Below are 19,779 nucleotides of genomic sequence, written 5' to 3'. Positions count from 1 at the left end.
CACAAGCATGGTGATGACAGGCGTGCCTTATGGCCAGATGCGGTGCCACGGAGACCACCGTCAGACATGCTTCGAGCCTGGCGGGCGATTGTGGTGACAAGGACGCCGACACATGCCTTTTCGTGGCAATACACAGGGTGACCATGCGCCTTCGGAGAGTGCAGAGGGCATTGATGCTCTCGTTACGCTCGCCGCCGCTAATCCGGGCAAGGCACTGGTTCTATCCTATGTCGTGCAAATCGCGGCAGATGGTTGCGCCGTGTGGAACATCCTCGAAAATGGAGAGATCGAGGTTCGTTTTAACTCCGGGGAGATATTTATTCTTGCCGAAACAACAATCCTGCGACTTGCCTGATGGAGTGTGCTCCGACCTCAGATGGTGCCTGAGTGCTTTCTCGCCTTTGACGGTGAGGTTCAGATTGTCGATCTGACCGCCGCCGCGCGAAAACTGGCCGTTCAAGGCGCAAATTCACTGAGCGAACGGCAGCTCACGACCTGGCACATGCCGTTGGATGCGGGAATAGTGACGCGAACACCATACAGGCCGGGGCCGCATTGGGCCGAAGTCGCCACGTAGCGGTCGTACATCGTCGTTCTGCCATCGCGCGACGTGAAGCGCAATATCGCCTGCTTATCGCGCACCAACAGCGCTTGAACGTCTTCGCAGCTATGCGACCGAGTATCATATCGCTCTATCGCCACGGCAGGTGCCGCAAGGCCAATGTTCATCATTATAAAGAATGCAGCTTTCCACATCCGCTTGGTGCTCCCATACACTTTGTCTACTCGCAGCCCCATCTGTGTCATTTAGATCGGCGTTCAAGTCGATGCCATTCGGGGATCTGGCATCGTCATTTCGTGGGCGTCTTCCCTTTCTCAAGTGCCGTGCCGCGCGTGCGGAATGCACCCGTCTCCCCCGGGGCTTGTCGCTCACGCAGAAGGAGGCGACGTTTGCGCTGAACACCCCAGCGATATCCCGAAATCGAACCGTCCTTCTTGATGACACGATGGCACGGCACGAGAACTGCAATCGGATTGTTGGCAATCGACGCCGTGACCTCTCTTGCGTCCCGCGTCCCGAGTTTGGCGGCGATGGCACCATAGTTCGTCGTCTGACCGGCAGGAATGTCCCGCAGCGAAAGCCAAACCTTGATCTCGTCTGGCGTCCCGCGCAGATCCAGCGGCAAGTCGCACCAGGCGGCTGGATCCTCGATCGCATTCGCCAGCGCCTCGATCAGGTCACCAAGTTCCCCCTCGCGCCGCTCCAGGTCCGCATCCGGAAAACGCATGCGCAATGCATCTTCCATTGCGCTGCGCATCGTACCGAATTCGAGAGCCACAATACCCTTATCGGAAGTCGCTGCCACAAAATCTCCAAGGGAACTGATCCCCCAGGCGAAGCGAATGAGTTCGCGCATCGTCAATACCTTCCAGGTTTATCGTGCTCCACCCGTAGAAGCTGACGTCGCGAACCTCTCTCCGATTTTTGCTTTCAAATCGAATATTGAATGGCGGCCACCACTCTGCCGGCGCGGCAATTTTCAATTTGAAAGCAAGATTCAGATCGTGCTTTCCCCCGTGGAAGCTTAGGCCTCTTCCGACGGTGCATCCGGTTCGGCGCAAATCGGTACGCGAATGCGTGACGGTTGCCGAAGGTATGCTGCGGATCGCAACGAATGCGCGGATGGGTGTCACTGCACAAACGGGAGCAACTGCGCGTGAAGAAGCGGCAAGCCCTTCAGAGTGTGATTGCGGTTTGACCGGATGCCGGTCTGCCATAGAGGGAGAACATCACAATGACGATGCTGCTATACAATCTGCACCTTATTGCCGCAGAGCGCGGTGATGGGCTGCGCCCCGAGTTGTTGCGCATGATGATGCGGCCCGCAGCCCTGTCCAATATCGGTCAGACAGGAGAAGCGAGGCGTGCCTGCGAACAAGCGGAGCGCAACGAAGAGGTAGCGACCGACCATGCGGCCGCCGCTGGAATCGTGGAATTCCCAGTTCGCAATTTCCGGCTGTGAGCCTTAAGGACATTGCCAATGATCGTATCACAGTAGACGGTTCGGCTCACAGGCTCTCGCTGCCGATGTCCGAACGTCGCCAAGCCCATCACGACCTTTCGCGCAGGAATGCATCGACCTCGGAGCGCCTCGGCATCGATGGTGCCGTACCTGGCTTCTGAACCGAGAGGCCTGCCACAGCTGCGCCAAATCGGACCGCTTCGAGAGGAGGGCGTCCCTCTGACAGCGCGACCGCAAACCCGCCATTGAAGGCGTCGCCGGCGCCGGTTGTGTCAACGACGTTGGAAATGTCAAAAGCCGGCACGAAATGCGTTCCAACCGCGCCGTGAAGCAATGCGCCCTTTGCGCCCAGCGTAACAACCACATTGCGCGCCCCGCGCTCGACGAGGCTTGTCGCAGCCCTCAATGCGCCCTCGTCGATGCTTGTGTCGATCCCCGTCAAGGTGGCGGCCTCGGTTTCGTTGGGCGTGACGAAATCGCAATAGCCATATATGGCGTCGCCCACGGGGAGTGCCGGCGCCGGATTGAGCACTGTCGTTACACCATGCTCGCGAGCAAGTTTGAGCCCCTCGACCGCGGCATCAATCGGCTGTTCGAACTGCGTGACGAAGACTTTTGCACCGGCGATCAGCGGTTGGGCCGCGCGAATATCAGAGACATTCAGATTGGCCGCCGCGCCGCTTTCGACGATAATCGCATTGTCACCATTCGTGGCTGACACGAAAATAAATGCTGCGCCTGTGGCGCTGGTGTCGTCGACCAAAACGTGTGACGTCGTGACTCCATCCTGTTCCCAGGTCTTGCGCGCCATCTCCCCGAAAGCGTCGCGACCGATGCGGGTTATCATCGCCGACTTAGCGCCGGCCCGCGCTGCGGCTATGACCTGGTTTGATCCCTTGCCACCAGGGCCCATGGCAAAGCCACGGCCAAGCAGGGTCTCGCCGACGACCGGCATACGCTCTGCCTTGAAGGCCAAATCGGCCACGAAAGTCCCAAGCACGACCACATCGGCGCGATCCATCAATTTCCTCCCCATAACTGCAGGGCGAGATGGGGCCGCCCTCTCGCCTTATCTTGACATGCCAGTGCTGCGCCGCCGGCGCAAGATATGATCTCCACTCCTTGGTTCGGTTATCCTCGAGCCAAGGTCTTCGTTGACCTGCCAAAGATTCTGTTCCCAAGGCGTTCGATATCACGATAGTTGGAGGGACGTAGCTCATGCCGCCTTGAGCTCTCTCATGGGATCATGCTCCCGGAGACTTGGGTGACCAGAGGATGGTGTCGGCCGTCCTTTCATAGGCCATGCCATTCGGATAACTGATCGCTTCCAGTTGCAGGCCCCAGGGCGATTGGAAATAGAGAATGCTTTGCCCGGCATGCGGCCCCTCATTCATGGTAAGGGGACCAAGACGTGTCGTAATGCCCTGCGCGTCGAGATAGGCCTTGGCGGCCTGGATGTCTTCGACATAGAGCCCGACATGGAAGGCGCCTATATCGCTGTTCTTTTGTTCGAGGTGACGCTGGTCGGGTGCCTCATATTCAAAAAGCTCGAGATTGGAGCCGTGGCCGATGCGGATGAGCGCAGCGCGCTTGATGCGGGCTCGCGGATGCGTGCCCAGTGCCTGATGCATGAAGTCGCCCTCTTCATCGGCGATTGGGCCGAAGGTATATGCACGTTTGCAGCCGAGCACCCGTACGAAAAAATCCAGCGCTTCGTCGAGGTCAGGAACCGTTACCCCCGTATGATCCTGCCCCAAAAGGCCTGGCAACCCTCGGCTCGCTGTATTTGTCATGCTTTTCTCCCATCAAGGAACTCAAGGGCCAAGGCAGCGCCTGCGCCGCCTTGCTTGAGAACCGGTTTTATCTGCGCCTATATTTCCTCCTGAATGGCGAATGTGCAACTGCCGAGCGAGGGCGGCCAGCTTCCGGTTGGATCGCGTGATCTGGGAAGGCTGATGATCGCTTCTGTAGCTGCTGGCGGCGTGTGTACGGACGACATGCCGGGGCACCGTCCTGAGGCTCTAATCGGGCGAGGGCACGTCATATCAGCCAAGCTTCACGGACAGTTCAATGTCGCCGGCAAAGGGAAGGGATAGATAGCGATCTTTCGTGGTGCGGATGAGGCTCAGATATTCGGGGCACATTTCCGCGTCGTCGGCGAGGACCAGTGCGCCTGTCCGCAACTTCGGTGCGACCAGCTCAAAAATGTCGGCATAAAGCGCCTTGGCGCCGTCGAGCAGCAACAGATCGATGGATTCCGGAAGGTCCTGTCGAAGCGTCTCCATTGCATCTCCAGCGCGAATCTCGACCAGATCGGCAAGACCTGCGTCCTCAAGGTTTTGCTGTGCCCTCTCGATCTTGCTCGCTTCGAACTCGCTGGAGATCACCCGGCCGCCGCCATTGTCGCGCAAAGCCGCTGCAATAAAGAGGGTAGAGATCCCGAAGGAAGTACCGAACTCGACGATTGTTCGCGCGCCCGTCGCCCGGACCAGCATATAGAGAAGCTCGCCCGTTTCGCGCGAGACGGGCAACCAAAGATCTTTCAGCTGCGCATAGAGATCGAGGTATTGCGTCTTGCTGGTCGTCAGCGCGGCCCGCTCTTCGGAAGTGAAAGCTCTAATGTCGGGGCTCGTGGCGGCATCGGCCTCTGCGAACAAGCGATCAAGCAAGGAGCAGAAGGGAGCGGAAGAATGGGTGTTCATGGTTTTTCTCCAATAGCATGGGGTTGTGCTGTAGGCAGAAATACGAATAATCATTCGCATTTTCTAATCGCATTGGTGAGCGGATTGATGGGTGAGCGCCTAACATCCCGAATTTCCACGAGAAAAGAGCCAAAACAGAGCCGCTCGAACGAGCTCGTTTCGGCCATTCTGACGGCAGCTGTTCAGGTTTTGACGGCGGAAGGCGCCCAACGTTTCACCACGGCCCGCGTCGCGGAAAGGGCAGGGGTGAGTATTGGTTCGCTCTACCAGTACTTTCCCAACAAGGCTTCGATCCTCTTCCGGCTCCAAAGCGACGAATGGCGACGTTCCACCGAGATGCTCCGTGGGGTTCTCGAAAGCGCGAAGCCGCCAATGGATAGGTTGCGACACCTCGTGCATGAGTTTGTTCGGTCCGAGTGTGAGGAGGCGCCTGTGCGTATGGCGCTTGCCGATGCAGCCCCGCTCTACCGGGATGCCCCGGAGGCGCGGGCGCTCAGGGCCGAGGCAGATCGTATTTTCGACAGCTTCATCTTGGAGCTGCTTCCCAATTTATCCGAAAGTGCCCGCGACATTGTCGGCGATTTGATTTCGACGACACTGACCACGGTGGGCAAGGAGTATTCGCAAGGATTGAGGGCGCAGAAGGAGATCGATGCCTATGCCGGCGCCATGGCAGACATGCTCTGCGCCTATGTTGACGCGCTGGAGCCGTACTAAGCTGGCAAAGCCACGCCATTGCATGATGCGATGGAGTTTGCGCACCCAACCGCAAGCCGCATGCGACGGGCAATGACCCCATCACAGAATCTCGTGCCAACATGATCCATGCCTGTCCCAGAATGTTTGTAATCATTGGCCATATCTGTGGTTAGGACTTGGATCAGTTGCTGGCACGCATAGGTGCGTACTTTCGAACGTGCGCAACCCTGTGATAGTAGTTTTGCGAATCGATCGGATGAATTTGCGCCGATCCGATGGCAACCCAGAATCTGAAGTGTGAGTACGTAATGAAGCGACTTCTCTCGATCGCATTGCTTTGCCTCCTTCCATCGGCAGGCTTTGCGGCTGCGCCAACCAAGACCGTGACATATTTTCAGGTGGTCAGCGCCTATCTCAAGGACGCGAAAGCTGCCGCAGCCAAATATGATCACAAGCGACTCGCTTTCGACGGTTATGTCGTGCGCATGGGCACCGATCCAAAAGGGACTTTCTTCGGTGGTATCCAGAGCGATGGCCAGAAATTCGACCTGTCGTTCAGCCCAGCCGATCAGGCGCCTCTCAAGAGCAAGTATGATGGCGGCGAGATAAAGCCCTTCGAGCCTTCGAATGCCCTTACCTTCGAATGCCTGAACGAAGGTTATGTGCCCGAGGCCATGACGATCAGACTGACCAACTGCAAGCTGGTACAGTAGTCTCAGCCTGTCATCTTCAGCAGATGCCCTCGAATCCCGCGTGCCGGTTATTGCACTGTCGCGCGGGCTATCTTTCGGCCAGCCGTTGTTCGAGGTGGCGATAGTCTATTTTGCCGTTGACGTTGAGGGGGAGGTCTTCGATCAGCTGGATCTCGCCGGGAAGCATATAGGGAGGCAGCAGATGGTGCAGCCTCTCTTTGACTTTGCCGATATCGATCTTCGCCCCCGCTACAAAGCCAATGATGGCTTCGACAGATCCTTCGTCGCTGCGAGGCCAGGCGACAACGGCTACCCGCTCGCTCTGCGATGCGGATGCCAGGGCTGCCTCGATATCCTGAAGTTCGACGCGGTATCCGCGAATCTTGATCTGTCGATCGAGCCTGCCCGCAAAGATCACCCCATGCCGCGCATCCAGCCGTCCGGCATCACCGGTCCGATACCAGCGCCCGTCACGATCGGAGACGAATTTTTCCGCGTCTAGCGCAGGGGCATGCCAGTAGCCGGCGGTCATTTGCGGCCCGCTGAGCCAGATCTCACCGGTCTCGCCATGAGCGACCTCGGCGCCATCTTCGCTTCTAATCGAAAGGCGTTGTTTTCTATCGGCCAGCCGATCGGCGTCACGGCTCCGTCGAAATAATTCTCCGGATCGACACGATAGTAGGAGGTGTGAATTGTGCCCTCGGTGGGGCCATACATATTGAAGATCGTCGCATTTGGTGCGGCCGCCTGCCATTTCCGGCTGAGGGAGACGGGGAAGGCCTCGCCGGCAAAGAGACTATATTTGAGGGAGGGCATGGCATCTGGCGCAATGAGCCCGAATTCGGCTGATTTGGCTGCCGCCGAAGGCACAAGCAGGCAAGCCGTGAGGTTGTTGGCGCGAATTGTGCGAGGGGCGAGAATGGCGCCGTTTTGCGGCGCAACGAACAATTCAGCCCCATGCAGCCAGCACATCATCATGTCATGGACAGACAAATCAAAGGTCAGGTCGACCGCTTGCAGCAGCCGATCACTGCTGTCGATCGGCATGAGCTCATGAACGGCATCGATATAGGCTTCGAGGTTCCCGGCATTGATCGGTACGCCCTTCGGCACGCCCGTCGTTCCGGAGGTGAACAGGAGATAGGTCACTGTTTGGCCGGCAAGCGCACCAAGAGACTTGAAGTCATCGAGTTCGGCGCCTGGCGTGCCCGATCTTGGAACCGGCATGGCCTTCAATATCGGCAGGGTCAGCGGTGCGACGCCGACATGCTTTTCAAGTTCTACCTGGACGGTCTCATCAACGACCAGGGCAACGGCCTGCGACGAAGACAGGATCTGCCTGTTTCTGCTCGCGGGGAAAGTGACATTGAGGGGTACGTAGCCGCAGCCGGCTAGCAGAATGCCCAGCACGGAGGCGTAGGCTGCGAAGGTCCTTTCGGCACATAGGGCAACCAGTTGGCCTGGTCGGATGCCGGCGAGACGCAAATCCTCGCTAATGTCTCTAGCCGACAGAAGCAGTTGCTCATAAGAGACGCGAACGCCGGCGACGTTGATTGCAGGCCTGTCTCGAAATCGTCTCGCTGCGACAAGAAGCCGTTGGTCGAGTGTCATATATGGCTCCGGTCCTAGAGAGAGGCACGACGTCGCGGCCAGATGGATTGGTGCGCGACTGACGAGATGCATGCGCGACCATAGACGAACCGCCGCCGCCGCGCTCTTTGCAGATTGACAAGCCGCCGTTTCAGTTCGGCAATCGCGGCAGCCGGTTCGTCGTCCCTGGCACACCCGTGTCTAGTACCCCGCCTCCTTTTGGCGGCGGAATGCCAGCACACAGACCGCCTCCTTCGCTGGCTCATGGCGATAGAGTACGACACAGCCGGATTCACCGAACGGGATTAGAAGTTCACGACATTCCAGCGTCTCCACTTGGACGGGGCGGCTGATTTCAGGCATTCTCTCAAGGAGAAGGAGCTGCCGTTCAATTGCCTGACCGGCATGCCTTGCTGCTTCCGGCGCCTTGCCGATCAGGAAGCGACGGCAACGCTCCAACCCTTGCGCCGCGCCTTCGGTGACAATCACTTGTGGCACTCAGGCACCGTTGTTTCGTCGTCCCTACCCCAATTGTTCAGCCAGCCCTGGCCTCCTGACCAGTCAGGTGGCGTCCCGTTTCCTGATAGGATTCCCAGGACGGCAGTGCCTCGCTCTTAAAACTCTCGCGAGCCTCTTCGCGGTCTACATATTGCTGTATGGCTTCGAGCATGATCCAGTGCGCCGAGCGTCGGCGTATGTTGGCAAGCTGCTGGACGCGGCTTTTCAAGCCACCGTCGATCTTCAAGGACGTCGCCACCTCCGAACCCCATATCACATGGCAATACCTAGTAATAAACTAGCCCTCGTTTTCCTCGCTCTCCAGATCGCTCCAAGTCACAGTTCTTGTCGCGGTCCAATTCTTTCCCATCTTCTCCAATCCGCTCCCGAAATCTCACTTGATGCATCCTCCCGCCCTTTCTGTCTGTCGCATGGTTTGAGGCGGCACAAAAACTCAGATGTTTTCGAGAAAATTGTGCTAAAAGCGGATCAAGACATTCTGCATAGGCCAGGGAGGGGACGATGCAGTCATTGCTCACGCCGGTTCATACACCCGTGCCGGTCGAGGTGCTCGAGGCGGAGATCCGCAGGATCTGCGGTGCGTTTACCCTTGAGCCGACGCTCTCATCAGGCATCGTCGCCGGAGATGTCGCCACCCGACGCATGGGGCTGTTCGAGACGGCAATCGTCGGGCTCGATGCCAGCAAGCATGTCGAGCGCGGCGCAAAGGCGATCCGTCAGGATCCTGGCGAGCACTTCTTTCTTCTCGTTCAGGATACCGGACAGTGCAGTGTCGAACAGAATGGCAGGGTGGCCGATCTGGAGCCCGGCGACATGTTTCTGGTGGATTCCGTCCGTCCCTCGCGTTTCCTCTATCGCGGCATTCGTTCGAGCCAAGTTTCGATCCACTTGCCGCGCAACGAGATGGTGCATCGCTTCGGCGAAGCCTGTACAGGCGGTGTGTCGATTAGCCGAAGCGATCCGCTATGGTTGGCGATGCGCGCCGTGCTGACGAAGATGATCGACAGCTCGACCGCCCAGACCCAACTCGGGGAGGCGTTTCTCTGTCTTTTGGGTGCCTATCTCCAGTCCACGCGCGGGGCAGGCGCGACGGAAACCCTGTTGTCACGCGCACTCGCTCTTATCGACCGTCATGGCGTCGATCCTGCCTTCGGTCCGCGGGAGCTGGCAAGCCGGCTTAACGTCTCAGAGCGCATGCTGCAGCGGCATTTCCAGGCACTCGGGGAGACCCCCGGACATCGCCTACTGAACCGTCGTCTGGAGATCGCCTATAGCCGTCTCTCGGCTCGCTCGCGCCAAGCGGCCAATGATGGCATCGCTGCTATCGCCTATGACGCCGGCTTCAACGATCTCTCCTATTTCTACCGGGAATTCCGCAAGAAATACGGTGTCACGCCAGGCGCCGTCGCTCGCTGTCATTGACGCTTTTGTCCAACAGTCCGGACGTTTCCGTCCAAGTCTGCCGCGCGTTCCTGACCTAATCTTCCGCCAATCCTGGCCCTTGGCCAGGTTTTCGTGGAGGAAACTGGCTATGACGCATTATTCTGCAACCATCAACGGAACGATGGTGAACTGTGCCACAGATTTTGCCGTAATCAATCCGGCGACCAGGCAGGAGGCCGGCCGCGCACCCAACATGGATGGCGGCGATCTCGATCATGCGGTCGAGGCGGCGCGCAGGGCATTTGCCGAGTGGTCGGCACGCAGCGACAAGGATTTGCAGAGCATCTGCGCGGCAGTCACTGCCCGCATCGAGGAGCACGCGGAGGAACTTGCCAGGATCATTACGCTCGAGCAGGGAAAACCGTTGAATGGGCTCGGTTCTCGCTGGGAAATGGGCGGTGCCGTTGCCTGGGCTGGTTATACGACCGGGCTTTCCCTGCCGGTCAAGCTGTTGCAGGATAATGCCGAAGGCCGCGTGGAGCTGCACCGAAAGCCGATTGGCGTTGTCGGCTCGATCACGCCTTGGAACTTCCCGGTGATGATCGCGATCTGGCATATCATGCCGGCGCTTCGGACGGGCAATACGGTCGTCGTCAAGCCGTCGCCGCTTACTCCGCTTTCGACGTTGCGCCTTGTGGAAATTATGAACGAGGTGCTGCCGCCGGGCGTATTGAATGTCGTGACCGCCGACGACCAAGGCTTCAATCTGGGCGCAGCGATGGCCGCTCATCCCGACATCAACAAGATCGTTTTTACCGGTTCCATTGCCACTGGTCAGAAGGTCATGCAGTCGGCGGCATCCAACATGAAGCGGCTGACGCTGGAGCTCGGCGGCAATGACGCCGGTATTGTCCTGCCGGATGCCGATCCGCAAAAGATCGCCGAGGGCCTTTTCTGGGGTGCCTTCATCAATAATGGCCAGACCTGCGCCGCGCTGAAGCGCCTCTATGTGCATGAGACGATCCATGATGCCGTCTGTGCAGCGCTGGTCGCCTATGCCAGCAATATTCCGGTCGGCAACGGCATGGACGAGGCGAGTATTCTCGGCCCGGTACAGAACCGCATGCAGTTCGACAAGCTGAGCCGGCTGGTGGCCGATGCCAGCGGGCGTGGCAAGGTGCTTCTCGGTGGTGCGCCCGGTGAGGGGCTCTTCTTTCCGCCGACGATCATCGCCGGCCTTTCGAACGGCGATCCGTTGGTCGATGAGGAGCAGTTCGGTCCCGCTTTGCCGGTCATCAAATATAGCGATATCGACGATGCCATCCGCATGGCGAATGATAGCCCGAACGGTCTCGGGGGCTCCGTCTGGTCCTCGGACATATCGGTGGCAAAGACCGTGGCATCGCGCATGCAATGTGGCTCGGTCTGGATCAACAAGCATGGCGCGATCCAGCCCAATGCGCCCTTTGGCGGCGTGAAAGCCTCCGGTCTCGGCGTCGAGTTCGCCGAGGAGGGGCTCGCCGAATACACGGATATCCAGGTGATATTCGCCTGATCTTGAACAGGTATGACAGGGAGGATGGAAATGAACGTGAAACACTTGCTGGCTTCGGCCGGGCTGCTCATGACGCTAAGCGCGCCGGCGGCGATGAGCCACCCGCTCGATGGGTTGACGGCGGAGGAATATCAGAAGATCAACCAGATCCTGCGGGAGCAGAAGATCGTCGATGACAAGACGCTCTATCCGCTGATCGAGTTGAAGGAGCCGGCCAAGGCCGACGTCCTCAAATGGAAGGATGGCGACACGCCGCTGGATCGCGAGGCGAAGGTGCAGCTTACGAGCCCTTCGGGCTTCAAGGAGGCCGTGGTCAATATCACCAAGGGCACCGTCGAAAACACGACGGCGATCAAGGGACAGCCCATGGTGCTCTTCACCGAGTTCATGGACGCCTTGCAAGGTGTACTCGGTGATCCGCAGATGGTCGCGGGCCTCAAGAAGCGCGGTCTGACGCCCGACCAGGCCTTCTGCCTGCCATTGACGGCCGGCAACTTCTTCACCGAAGAGTATCAGAATTCCCGCCTGATGAAGGTGCCCTGCTACCATGTTCCGGAAGGGTCGAACTACTACGCCAAGCCCATCGAAGGCCTGTTTGCCGTCTACGATATTGGCCAGAAGAAGGTTCTGAAAGTCATCGACACCGGTGCCATCGAAGGTCCGAAGGACAATTGGGGCTACACCGAAAAGGAAGTAGCCGAGCGCGAGCCTCTGCGTCCGCAGACCAATCTTGCCACGCTTTCGCAGCAGGGAGGTCCAAACTACAAGATCAATGGCAGCCATCTCGAATGGGATATGTGGCGGTTTAATTTCCGCGTCGACAAGCGCCCGGGCCTGGTACTCTCCAACCTCGACGCCAAGGATGGCGATACATGGCGCTCCGTGATCTATCAGTCACATCTCTCGGAAGTCTTCGTTCCCTATATGGATCCGACCGAGGGCTGGTACTGGCGCACCTATATGGACAGCGGAGAATATGGTTTCGGCCTGTTCCTGAGCCCGTTGCGTGCAGGCGTCGATTGCCCGAACTACGCGACCTTCCTGCCGGCGACGATTGCCGACGACAAGGGTAACCCATTGACTATCCCCAACGCCATCTGCGTCTTCGAACGCAGCATCGGCGATCCGGCCTGGCGCCACTTCGAAGTCTTCGCACAGGCACCGGACAAGCCAATCCCGGCGGAGGGCCGGCCGGCAAGCGAACTCGTGGTGCGCACCGCCTCGGAGGTCGGCAATTATGACTATCTGATCGACTATCGTCTGCAGCCAGACGGCCAAATCCGCATCATGATCGGTGCGACGGGCCTTGACGCCGTCAAGGGCGTTCAGTCGACGTCGATGGACGATCCGACGGCTGCCGCCGACACCGCACATGGCACGCTGATCGCACCGAATCTGGTCGCCGCCAATCACGACCATTATTTCAACTTCCGCATCGATTTCGACATCGACCAGCCGGCCAACCATTTCGGAACGATGGATATCGTCCCTGCCAAGGTCGATGCTAAGAATCCGCGCCGCTCCATGTGGACGGTGCAGCACACGATGCCGAAAACCGAGATGGAGGCGCGTTACCAACTCTCTGCCATGAAGCCGCGCTACTTCATGATCTCCGATCCCTCGCGCAAGGGCTATCTCGGTCAAGAACCTGGCTGGATGATCCATCACGGCGACGTCGCCTACGGCCCCTTCGACTTCGTCAAGGATCCGCCGATGAAGCGTAACGCCTACATCGAATATTCTGTGTGGAACACGGTCTATGATCCGGATCAGCAATATGCCGGTGGCAAGTTCGCGATGCAGAGCGACGGTTCCGATACTCTTCCGGAATGGGTTAAGGCCAATAAGCCGTTGATGGGGAAGGACATCGTCACCTGGTTCACGGCCGGCTTCCATCATATTCCGCGCATGGAGGATTGGCCTGTCATGTCGACCGAGTGGAAGACGATCCATATCGAGCCGCACAACTTTTTCGCCCATAATCCTGCTTTGACGTTGCGGAACTGACAGCTCTTTACGCCAGTGCCGTTCAAGCGGCGCTGGCGGATGCACGAGGACGCTGCCAAGGCCGAAGCGTTGGCATTCAATCCAGCATCAACTGGACATTATCCTCCGCTTCGGAGCCGCCGGGGCAATGGATTTGAATGATCTCGACAATTCAATCAAACAGTGTCGGCCCGGTGCCGGCGCGAGCGGCGGCCAGACGTTGCCCAACACTGTTTCGGTTATCGGGATGGCAGCGCTCGAGCATGTGTTCGAACATTTTGACCGTCGCGGGATAGCCGAGCGCTTCTCTCGAGACTGCCGAATGCGACCATCTGATCGTGAAGCCTCCATCTGGGGTCCCGAAACCACCTCTCAGGATATCGTCGAGGGCATCGAGGTTCCGGCCCCAGAAATGGTCCGGGACCAAGACGCGGGTGATTTCATCATAGAGCGCCTCCAGGGACGTTATCCGCGAGCCATCGATGACATGCTGGCATGTGACTTCGCACCACTGTGTTGCTCGTAAACGGTTTGGTCGATCGGCAGTCACAATCTATCGATCGAATGTGAAGCTGTCCCCGCCGGGCCGCCGGGACAGGACTTCAGTTAGCCAATGCCATGCCGGGCTTACTTCAGCGTGACGACGCCTGCAGGCACATCGGGGATATTTGGAATGATGCCGTTCTTGGCATACCATTCGGCGACCTTGCCGATCTGCTCGGCATCCGCCTTGGAGACGGCCGTCGTCGGAACGGCGTTGTTCTCACCGATCTTCTGCGCGAGATCGGCAGGCACGTTCATTTCCTTGACCCAGATGGCGCCTGCTTCGCTCTTGTTGGCAACGGCCCAGGCATTTTCCGACTTGATGACGTCGAAGACGAGCTGAAGCTGCTCAGCCTTGGACTGGGCGAATGCTTTGCTCGCAACCAGGACGACGGCGTTGTCCGAGCGAATGGCGTCGCCATCGGCGACGACCTTGCCGTCATAAGCCTTTTCGGCAATCGTCAGAAACGGATCCCAGGTGGCCCAGGCATCAACATGGCCTTGCGTGAAGCTCGGACCGCTGTCGCTCGGGCTCAGATAGACGCGCTCCACGCTTTTCGGATCGACCCCGTTGGTCGCAAGACCCTGCATGAGCAGATATTCACCCGTGCCGCCGCGATTGACCGCGACTTTCTTGCCGGCAAGGTCCTTGATCGAAGTGATTTTGGAATCCTTCTTGACGACGATGCCTTCCGAGCCCGCGGCCATCTTCTGGTAGGCGAAGACGACCAGCGGGACCTTGGCGGCAAGCGCTGCTATTGCAGATGTCGAGCTGCCAGCGGTGATGTCTATGCTGCCGGCATTAAGGGCTTCGAAGGCAGGAGCAGCAGCCGGGAAGGGGCCGGCCCACTCGACCTTGATGCCTTTTTCGCCAAGCGCCTTTTCGAGCGTGCCGCGTGATTTGGCAAGGGTAATGTCGTTTGGACCTCTCAACCAGCCGATACGGACGACCTGGTCCGCAGCCTGGGCGGTGGGGGCAAGGGTAGCGATGGTAGCCGTTGCCGCCATCGCGATGAAGAATTGGCGCTTGGTGATCATTCTAATGTTCCGATCTGCCGAAATGGCGTGCTGAGAAGCGATAAAGTCAGACATGGGAAGGTTCGACGCCGAGTTCGGTCAAAAGCTCGGTTTCGAGGCGGCTTGCCTCCGGACCGCTGCGGCGGCGAGGATGATCAAGGTTGACGGGTATTTCTCGGGTGAAGCGACCATTGTCGAGCACGAGGATGCGATCGGCGAGCGTGATGGCCTCGCCGATATCGTGGGTGACCAGAAGGACGGCGGGCCGGTGCTTTTGCCAGAGGTCGAAGACCAGCCCGTGCATGCGCAAACGCGTCAATGCGTCCAGAGCTGCAAATGGCTCGTCGAGCAGCAGGAGTTCGGGCTCGCGCACAAGTGCGCGGGCAAGGGCAGCTCGCTGCGCCTCGCCGCCGGAAAGGGTGAGCGGCCATGCATTCCACCGGTGCGACAGGCCGACATCCTCAAGCGTCTGCGCTGCAACGGAGCGCGCATCCTGCCGCTTGACGCCCAGCGTGACATTGTCGATCACGGTTTTCCACGGCATCAGCCTCGGTTCCTGAAAGACCACGGAGCGACGTTGAGGAAGCTGCAGGTGCCGGGCTGGTGTAGCGTCCAGGCCGGCAAGCACGCGCAGCAAGGTGGACTTGCCGGAACCGCTGCGGCCGAGCAGGGCGACGAATTCGCCCTTTGCGATCGTCAGATCGACGTTATCGAGAATGGCCGGGCCGCCGAAGGAACGCGAGAGACCACGAATATCGACCAGGGGTGTCATGCGATCGCCTCCGGACGCCAGCGCAGCGCATAGGCTTCGATCAGCCGCACGAGACCATCCGTCAACAGCCCCATGAGGGCATAGACCATGAGGCAGACCACGATGACATCTGTCTGCAGGAAGTCGCGCGCATAGGTGATGATGTAGCCGATGCCGCTCGACGCATTGATCTGTTCTCCGACCACGAGACTGAGCCAGGCAACGCTGAGGCCATATCGAACACCAACCAGAAGAGACGGCAATGCGCCGGGGATGATGATGTGGTGGATGATGCCCGATGTGCCGAGGCCGAGCGTGCGGCCGGCTTCGACGAGTTTCCGGTCAATGCCGCGAATGCCGCCATGCAGCGTCAGATAGATCGGGAAAACCGAACCAAATGCGACAAGGCCGACTTTTGGGGCTTCGCCGATCCCGAACCACAGGATGAAAAGCGGCAAGAGGCCGAGAAAGGGCATGGCTTTGAGCATCTGGAGCGGTGGATCAATGGCGGATTCGCCGAAACGGGACAGGCCCGCAGCAAGCGCCAGCGCCACGCCGACGACGAAGGCGATCGAGAAGCCGAGCAGCACCCGCAGGAAAGAGACCATCAGGCCGGTGACAAGCTCGCCTGACGTGATCAACCGCCCTGCCGCCCCGAGGATTTCGCCGGGCGAGGCAAGCGTTCGCGGTGACAGGAACCCCGTCATGCTGGAGGTCTGCCAGATGAGGATGATTGCGATCGGCGAGATGAGACGCGTCGCCCACCGCGCCGCTTTCCGGCCGGCCTTTCCCGGCGGCCTGGAATTGCCGTCTGGGCGGGAGATGTCTCGACTGACGGTCGAAATTTCAGCCATGTGCGGGCTTTCCACCAAGATCCCGATCGAACAGGGTCGACCAGGTGAAATGCTTGCGTTCCGGTGCGGAACGTTCGACGGGCAGTCGCGGCAGAACGAGTTCGCCGAACCGATAGGCCTCTTCGAGAAGCGGCATGCCGGAAAGGATGAACGTATCGACGCCAACCTTCTGATAGGCCTCAAGCGTGCGGATCACCGTATCCGGCGAGCCGACGATCGCCGTACCCGGACCGGGCCGGACTAGGCCGATCCCCGCCCATAGATTGGGAGAGATTTCCAGGTCGCGCAGATTGTCCGGCTTGATGCCGCCATGCATGGCGCTCATCCGCTGCTGGCCGACGGAATCCGTGTTGGACACAAACCGCTGATTGGCCGCAATCGCGGCGTCGTCCATTTGGTCGTAAAGATCCGCAGCCGCCTCCCAGGCTTTGTCATCCGTCTGACGGACGATGACGTAGAGCCGGATACCGTAGTTGAGGGTGCGGCCGTGAGCCTCGGCGCGAAGCTTCACCTTGGCAACCTTGTCGCCCATCTGCTCCGGGGTTTCGCCCCAGGAAAGGTAGGTTTCGACATGCTTGGCGGCAACCTCGATCGCGCTGTCGGACGAGCCGCCGAACCAGAGCTGCGGCGGCTTGATGGCCGATCCGGCCGGCAGCGCAAGCTTTGCTCCTTCCGTCTGAAAATACTTGCCCTTGTGGGTAACGCTCTCGCCTGCCATCAGCCGATGCCAAATGGTCAGATATTCGTCCGCCATGACATAGCGTTCGTCGTGCGGCAGCATCATGCCATAGGCGCCAAGCATCTTGGCGTCGCCTGAGACGACGTTCAGCATCAGCCGGCCGTTCGAGAACTCCTGGAAGGTTGCCGCCATCTTGGCGAGCAGCGTCGGTGCGACGAGGCCAGGATGGAAAGCGATCAGAAATTTCATCCGTTCCGTATAGGGAAGAAGCGCGCCGGCGAGCGGCCAGACGTCGTGAGCGCCGGTCGCAAACAAAGCGCCAGTGAAGCCGAGATGGTCATAGGCCTGGGCAAGCTGCTTGTAATAGCCGTAGTCGATGGTGCGCGATCCCTCGGCTTTCCACGGATAGGCGCCATCGGGTGCGCACATGTACCAGAGTACGTTCATGTCAGATCTCTTTGTCGCTTGTCGTCTGAATTGTCAGCTTGGTCGGCAGGTCGCCATGTTTGAAAAGCGTATCGGCTTCTGCCTGTTGCTCACGAAGAACTGCGGAATCGACGGCGGCCACCCGCCAGTTCCGGCCTGAAACGACGCGTGTCCATGCCCGTCGTTCTGTTTCGTCTCCGCCCGTCGAAAGCAGGGATGCCGCCTTTTCGGGATCGGCGGCAATCTCCTTGCCGAGACGCTCCAGTTCGCCTGCAAAATCAGTCGCTACGGCGCTCGAAATGCCGCGTTCGTCAATGGTCCAGAATAGCGAGCGGTTTGGGATGAGGTCGCCGCAATGGGCAAGGACGCGAAATTCACCACTGAGCAGCGACTGCTCGAGATGGGGCGCCATGGCGACCCAGGCGGCGACCGCTCCGTCCTTCAGGGCATCGCGGGACGGGATGGGCGCCATGTCCTGACGCTGGATATCCGACAGGGTCAAGCCGGATTCGTCCAATCGTTTGGCAAGGAAATAGGTCAAAAAGGAGCCGTCGACCAAGGCAACCGCTTTGCCTTTGAGATCGGCAACGGTTTCGATGTCGGCGGCCTTCCACACCAGAATTGCCCCGTTGGCCGGGCGGGGGGCCGATGCTGCGACATAGGAAACAGACAGCCCGGACGCCGCCGCAAGGATGGGCGGCGTCGATCCCGTTCCGCCAATATCGAATTCACCGCGAGCCAGCTTCTTTGCCGTGTCGCGGCCTTCCGGATAGCCAACGAATTCCGGATTCATCGATGCAAAGGCGCCAGGCCAGAGCGCAGCCAGATGCAGGTGCAGATTATTCGGATGGTGGCCAATCCTGAAAGCCAAGACATTTACCTCATTGCCATTGTTATATAAATTTATATAATGACTGGAGAATTGATGACGAGAAACTCCACGCTTAAAATTCCGCAAGAAAGAGAAAACTATTCTCATCGGGCGTAAGGTTCGAAATCGATGATAAAGCCTTTAGATGACAAGAACCGCCTGCGCCGGGCCCACGAGCCGAAGGTAAAATGCCGGGCAATCGGTGCAGCTTCTGATTTCATGAAAGCTATGGCAAACCCGGTACGGTTGGCAATCCTCTGTGTGCTTATGGAGGGCGCGAGAACGGTAGGTGAGCTTGAGGAAATTCTCGATGTTCACCAGCCAACATTGTCACAGCAGATCGGAGAACTGCGAGATTCCGGCATTATTGTCGGAACGCGCCGCTCGAAGGCGGTCGTCTATCGCCTGACGGATCCGCGGGCCGGCCAGATTATTGCGCATCTGCGATTGCTGTTTGCCGATTCCGAAGCGTCGGCGATATGGCGTGGCGCTCAGTTTGAAGCGGGCAGTACCATCGAAATGGCATAGGCGGCTTGCCAAGCATTGGGGCCGAGCCAGCGCCATCATGGCGGCGACCTTCGTGCCGAAGCTCTGCTCGTGATCGCCGCCAAGGCGTCAAGGGCAGGGGATCAAGCGCCTGCTGTTGCTTCCGCGATCGCCTTTGCCAGACCCTCCGGATTTTCCGTCGCCATGGAGTGACCTGCCGCGGCCACGATGCGCACCGAAATGCCCGAGGATGACAGGAACGGAACATCAGCATCCGGCAGGCTGCGTTCTCCGAAGATAAAAGTTCTCCGAGACGGGTGTTTCAAAAACCGAGAGCGCCAGTCAGGTGAGCTGCCTTCCACCAATGATGTTGCGCTTCGATGAACCGCGAGAGCCGATGAGGCACGCATCATTGCGGCCCACTCGCGATTTCCGACCCTTTCGGCCTCAGTGAGGTACGCATCGTGGCCGCCATTGACATAGTCGGCCTCTTTAAAGGCGGCGATAGCCCGACTGAATGTTCCGCCGCCATTGTCGAGGTTGGCTTCGGAAAGAACGAGGTGTTTGACCTTACTTCCAAGGAGATCTGCCGTTTCGATGGCAACGGTTCCGCCCATGCTGTGTCCGTAGATATCTATCCGTTCGAAGTTTTGTGCCTCGATGAAGCTGAAAACCTGCAACGCATGGTCATGGATGCGATAGCTGAAATCGTCTGGGCGATCACTGTAGCCAAAGCCCAGGAGATCAAGAACGATAAGCCGCCGCCCTCGCAAGGTGGGTGCGAGCGCCACATGAGGGTACTCGAATGATGATGCACAGCCGAGGCCGTGAATCATCAAAAGGGGAGTGCTGCCGCCGTCAAACTGGAGATACCGCAATCGGGCTGTCGATGACTGAATTGCAAAGGAGCGCATGGCAAATACCGGAATGAACAAGGCGCATATTAATGCCCGCAAGCGTAGCGAGGAAGGCTCCAAAGCAGCGAGCGGCAATCCATGCTTC

The 19,779-nt window shown here is 58.9% G+C and carries 23 protein-coding genes and 1 pseudogene; 9 read left to right on the top strand and 15 right to left on the bottom strand.

Features of this window, described 5'->3' with window-relative positions:
- The first annotated feature begins 112 nt into the window (after positions 1 to 112).
- Complete coding sequence (locus QD461_RS18510) at positions 113 to 355, top strand: hypothetical protein (RefSeq protein ID WP_414089064.1); 243 nt, start codon at positions 113 to 115, stop codon at positions 353 to 355.
- A 496-nt stretch (positions 356 to 851) separates the two neighbouring features.
- Here the strand turns inward: QD461_RS18510 and QD461_RS18505 are convergent, their stop codons facing one another.
- On the bottom strand, positions 852 to 1,367 hold the full coding sequence (locus tag QD461_RS18505) for a methylated-DNA--[protein]-cysteine S-methyltransferase (RefSeq protein ID WP_414089062.1): 516 nt from the start codon (positions 1,365 to 1,367) through the stop codon (positions 852 to 854).
- A gap of 37 nt (positions 1,368 to 1,404) precedes the next feature.
- Here QD461_RS18505 and QD461_RS18500 point away from each other — a divergent pair, with 37 nt between their 5' ends.
- Together QD461_RS18500 and QD461_RS18495 are read left to right on the top strand one after the other, a co-directional pair.
- Positions 1,405 to 1,590, top strand: a complete 186-nt coding sequence (locus tag QD461_RS18500) for a hypothetical protein (protein ID WP_414089061.1) — start codon at positions 1,405 to 1,407, stop codon at positions 1,588 to 1,590.
- 206 nt (positions 1,591 to 1,796) lie between these two features.
- Positions 1,797 to 2,024, top strand: a complete 228-nt coding sequence (locus tag QD461_RS18495) for a hypothetical protein (protein ID WP_414089060.1) — start codon at positions 1,797 to 1,799, stop codon at positions 2,022 to 2,024.
- A gap of 88 nt (positions 2,025 to 2,112) precedes the next feature.
- Here QD461_RS18495 and rbsK read toward each other — a convergent pair whose 3' ends face one another.
- From rbsK to QD461_RS18480, 3 genes are all read right to left on the bottom strand, one after another.
- Positions 2,113 to 3,045, bottom strand: coding sequence for a ribokinase (rbsK, locus tag QD461_RS18490; RefSeq protein ID WP_414089059.1), 933 nt, complete (start codon positions 3,043 to 3,045; stop codon positions 2,113 to 2,115).
- Between the two features lie 223 nt (positions 3,046 to 3,268).
- Positions 3,269 to 3,817: a VOC family protein gene (locus QD461_RS18485; protein WP_414089058.1), complete on the bottom strand. Its 549-nt coding sequence runs from the start codon at positions 3,815 to 3,817 to the stop codon at positions 3,269 to 3,271.
- A 252-nt stretch (positions 3,818 to 4,069) separates the two neighbouring features.
- Positions 4,070 to 4,726: an O-methyltransferase gene (locus tag QD461_RS18480; protein WP_414089057.1), complete on the bottom strand. Its 657-nt coding sequence runs from the start codon at positions 4,724 to 4,726 to the stop codon at positions 4,070 to 4,072.
- Positions 4,727 to 4,813: 87 nt separating this feature from the next.
- Between QD461_RS18480 and QD461_RS18475 the strand changes: the two genes are divergently transcribed.
- A complete protein-coding gene (locus tag QD461_RS18475; protein ID WP_414089056.1) occupies positions 4,814 to 5,443 on the top strand; it encodes a TetR family transcriptional regulator in 630 nt (209 codons plus the stop codon).
- 290 nt (positions 5,444 to 5,733) lie between these two features.
- On the top strand, positions 5,734 to 6,138 hold the full coding sequence (locus QD461_RS18470; RefSeq protein WP_184705834.1) for a hypothetical protein: 405 nt from the start codon (positions 5,734 to 5,736) through the stop codon (positions 6,136 to 6,138).
- 67 nt (positions 6,139 to 6,205) lie between these two features.
- Here the strand turns inward: QD461_RS18470 and QD461_RS18465 are convergent, their stop codons facing one another.
- From QD461_RS18465 to QD461_RS18450, 4 genes and pseudogenes are all read right to left on the bottom strand, one after another.
- Complete coding sequence (locus QD461_RS18465; protein WP_414089055.1) at positions 6,206 to 6,649, bottom strand: AMP-binding enzyme; 444 nt, start codon at positions 6,647 to 6,649, stop codon at positions 6,206 to 6,208.
- Positions 6,646 to 7,728, bottom strand: coding sequence for an AMP-binding protein (locus QD461_RS18460; RefSeq protein WP_414089054.1), 1,083 nt, complete (start codon positions 7,726 to 7,728; stop codon positions 6,646 to 6,648). The genes QD461_RS18465 and QD461_RS18460 overlap by 4 nt, the downstream gene beginning before the upstream one ends.
- Before the next feature lie 180 nt (positions 7,729 to 7,908).
- A complete protein-coding gene (locus QD461_RS18455; RefSeq protein WP_414089053.1) occupies positions 7,909 to 8,196 on the bottom strand; it encodes a type II toxin-antitoxin system RelE/ParE family toxin in 288 nt (95 codons plus the stop codon).
- Positions 8,193 to 8,464 (bottom strand): annotated as a pseudogene (locus tag QD461_RS18450) (CopG family ribbon-helix-helix protein). Before QD461_RS18450 ends, QD461_RS18455 begins: the two are co-directional and overlap by 4 nt.
- A gap of 263 nt (positions 8,465 to 8,727) precedes the next feature.
- On the opposite strand from QD461_RS18450, the gene QD461_RS18445 reads away from it, so the two are divergent.
- The 3 genes from QD461_RS18445 (at position 8,728) to QD461_RS18435 (ending at position 13,171) form a co-directional block, all read left to right on the top strand.
- A complete protein-coding gene (locus QD461_RS18445; protein ID WP_414089052.1) occupies positions 8,728 to 9,648 on the top strand; it encodes a helix-turn-helix domain-containing protein in 921 nt (306 codons plus the stop codon).
- A gap of 109 nt (positions 9,649 to 9,757) precedes the next feature.
- Entirely contained in the window at positions 9,758 to 11,164 is a 1,407-nt protein-coding gene (locus QD461_RS18440; RefSeq protein ID WP_414089051.1) for an aldehyde dehydrogenase family protein, read from the top strand.
- Positions 11,165 to 11,194: 30 nt separating this feature from the next.
- Positions 11,195 to 13,171: a tyramine oxidase gene (locus tag QD461_RS18435; RefSeq protein WP_414089050.1), complete on the top strand. Its 1,977-nt coding sequence runs from the start codon at positions 11,195 to 11,197 to the stop codon at positions 13,169 to 13,171.
- A 151-nt stretch (positions 13,172 to 13,322) separates the two neighbouring features.
- Here the strand turns inward: QD461_RS18435 and QD461_RS18430 are convergent, their stop codons facing one another.
- The 6 genes from QD461_RS18430 to QD461_RS18405 form a co-directional block, all read right to left on the bottom strand.
- Complete coding sequence (locus QD461_RS18430) at positions 13,323 to 13,700, bottom strand: barstar family protein (RefSeq protein ID WP_414089049.1); 378 nt, start codon at positions 13,698 to 13,700, stop codon at positions 13,323 to 13,325.
- Between the two features lie 77 nt (positions 13,701 to 13,777).
- Positions 13,778 to 14,731 (bottom strand): aliphatic sulfonate ABC transporter substrate-binding protein, encoded by a 954-nt coding sequence (locus QD461_RS18425; RefSeq protein WP_414089048.1) that lies wholly within the window; start codon positions 14,729 to 14,731, stop codon positions 13,778 to 13,780.
- Positions 14,732 to 14,777: 46 nt separating this feature from the next.
- A complete protein-coding gene (locus QD461_RS18420) occupies positions 14,778 to 15,482 on the bottom strand; it encodes an ABC transporter ATP-binding protein (protein WP_414089047.1) in 705 nt (234 codons plus the stop codon).
- On the bottom strand, positions 15,479 to 16,315 hold the full coding sequence (locus QD461_RS18415) for an ABC transporter permease (protein WP_414089046.1): 837 nt from the start codon (positions 16,313 to 16,315) through the stop codon (positions 15,479 to 15,481). The genes QD461_RS18420 and QD461_RS18415 overlap by 4 nt, the downstream gene beginning before the upstream one ends.
- On the bottom strand, positions 16,308 to 17,441 hold the full coding sequence (locus QD461_RS18410) for an LLM class flavin-dependent oxidoreductase (RefSeq protein ID WP_414089045.1): 1,134 nt from the start codon (positions 17,439 to 17,441) through the stop codon (positions 16,308 to 16,310). The genes QD461_RS18415 and QD461_RS18410 overlap by 8 nt, the downstream gene beginning before the upstream one ends.
- 1 nt (position 17,442) lies before the next feature.
- Positions 17,443 to 18,291, bottom strand: coding sequence for an ABC transporter substrate-binding protein (locus QD461_RS18405; protein ID WP_414089044.1), 849 nt, complete (start codon positions 18,289 to 18,291; stop codon positions 17,443 to 17,445).
- A 219-nt stretch (positions 18,292 to 18,510) separates the two neighbouring features.
- Between QD461_RS18405 and QD461_RS18400 the strand changes: the two genes are divergently transcribed.
- Positions 18,511 to 18,819, top strand: coding sequence for an ArsR/SmtB family transcription factor (locus QD461_RS18400; protein WP_246806348.1), 309 nt, complete (start codon positions 18,511 to 18,513; stop codon positions 18,817 to 18,819).
- A gap of 101 nt (positions 18,820 to 18,920) precedes the next feature.
- Here QD461_RS18400 and QD461_RS18395 read toward each other — a convergent pair whose 3' ends face one another.
- Positions 18,921 to 19,769 carry an alpha/beta fold hydrolase gene (locus tag QD461_RS18395; protein ID WP_414089043.1) on the bottom strand — a complete coding sequence of 283 codons (849 nt, stop codon included), beginning with the start codon at positions 19,767 to 19,769 and terminating at the stop codon, positions 18,921 to 18,923.
- Between the last annotated feature and the right edge of the window lie 10 nt (positions 19,770 to 19,779).

Source organism: Rhizobium sp. BR 314 (assembly GCF_047445805.1).
Taxonomy (GTDB): Bacteria; Pseudomonadota; Alphaproteobacteria; order Rhizobiales; family Rhizobiaceae; genus Rhizobium; species Rhizobium lusitanum_B.
The sequence above is the reverse complement of the archived record's forward strand: the minus strand, read 5'-3'. Positions and strand labels throughout refer to the sequence as shown.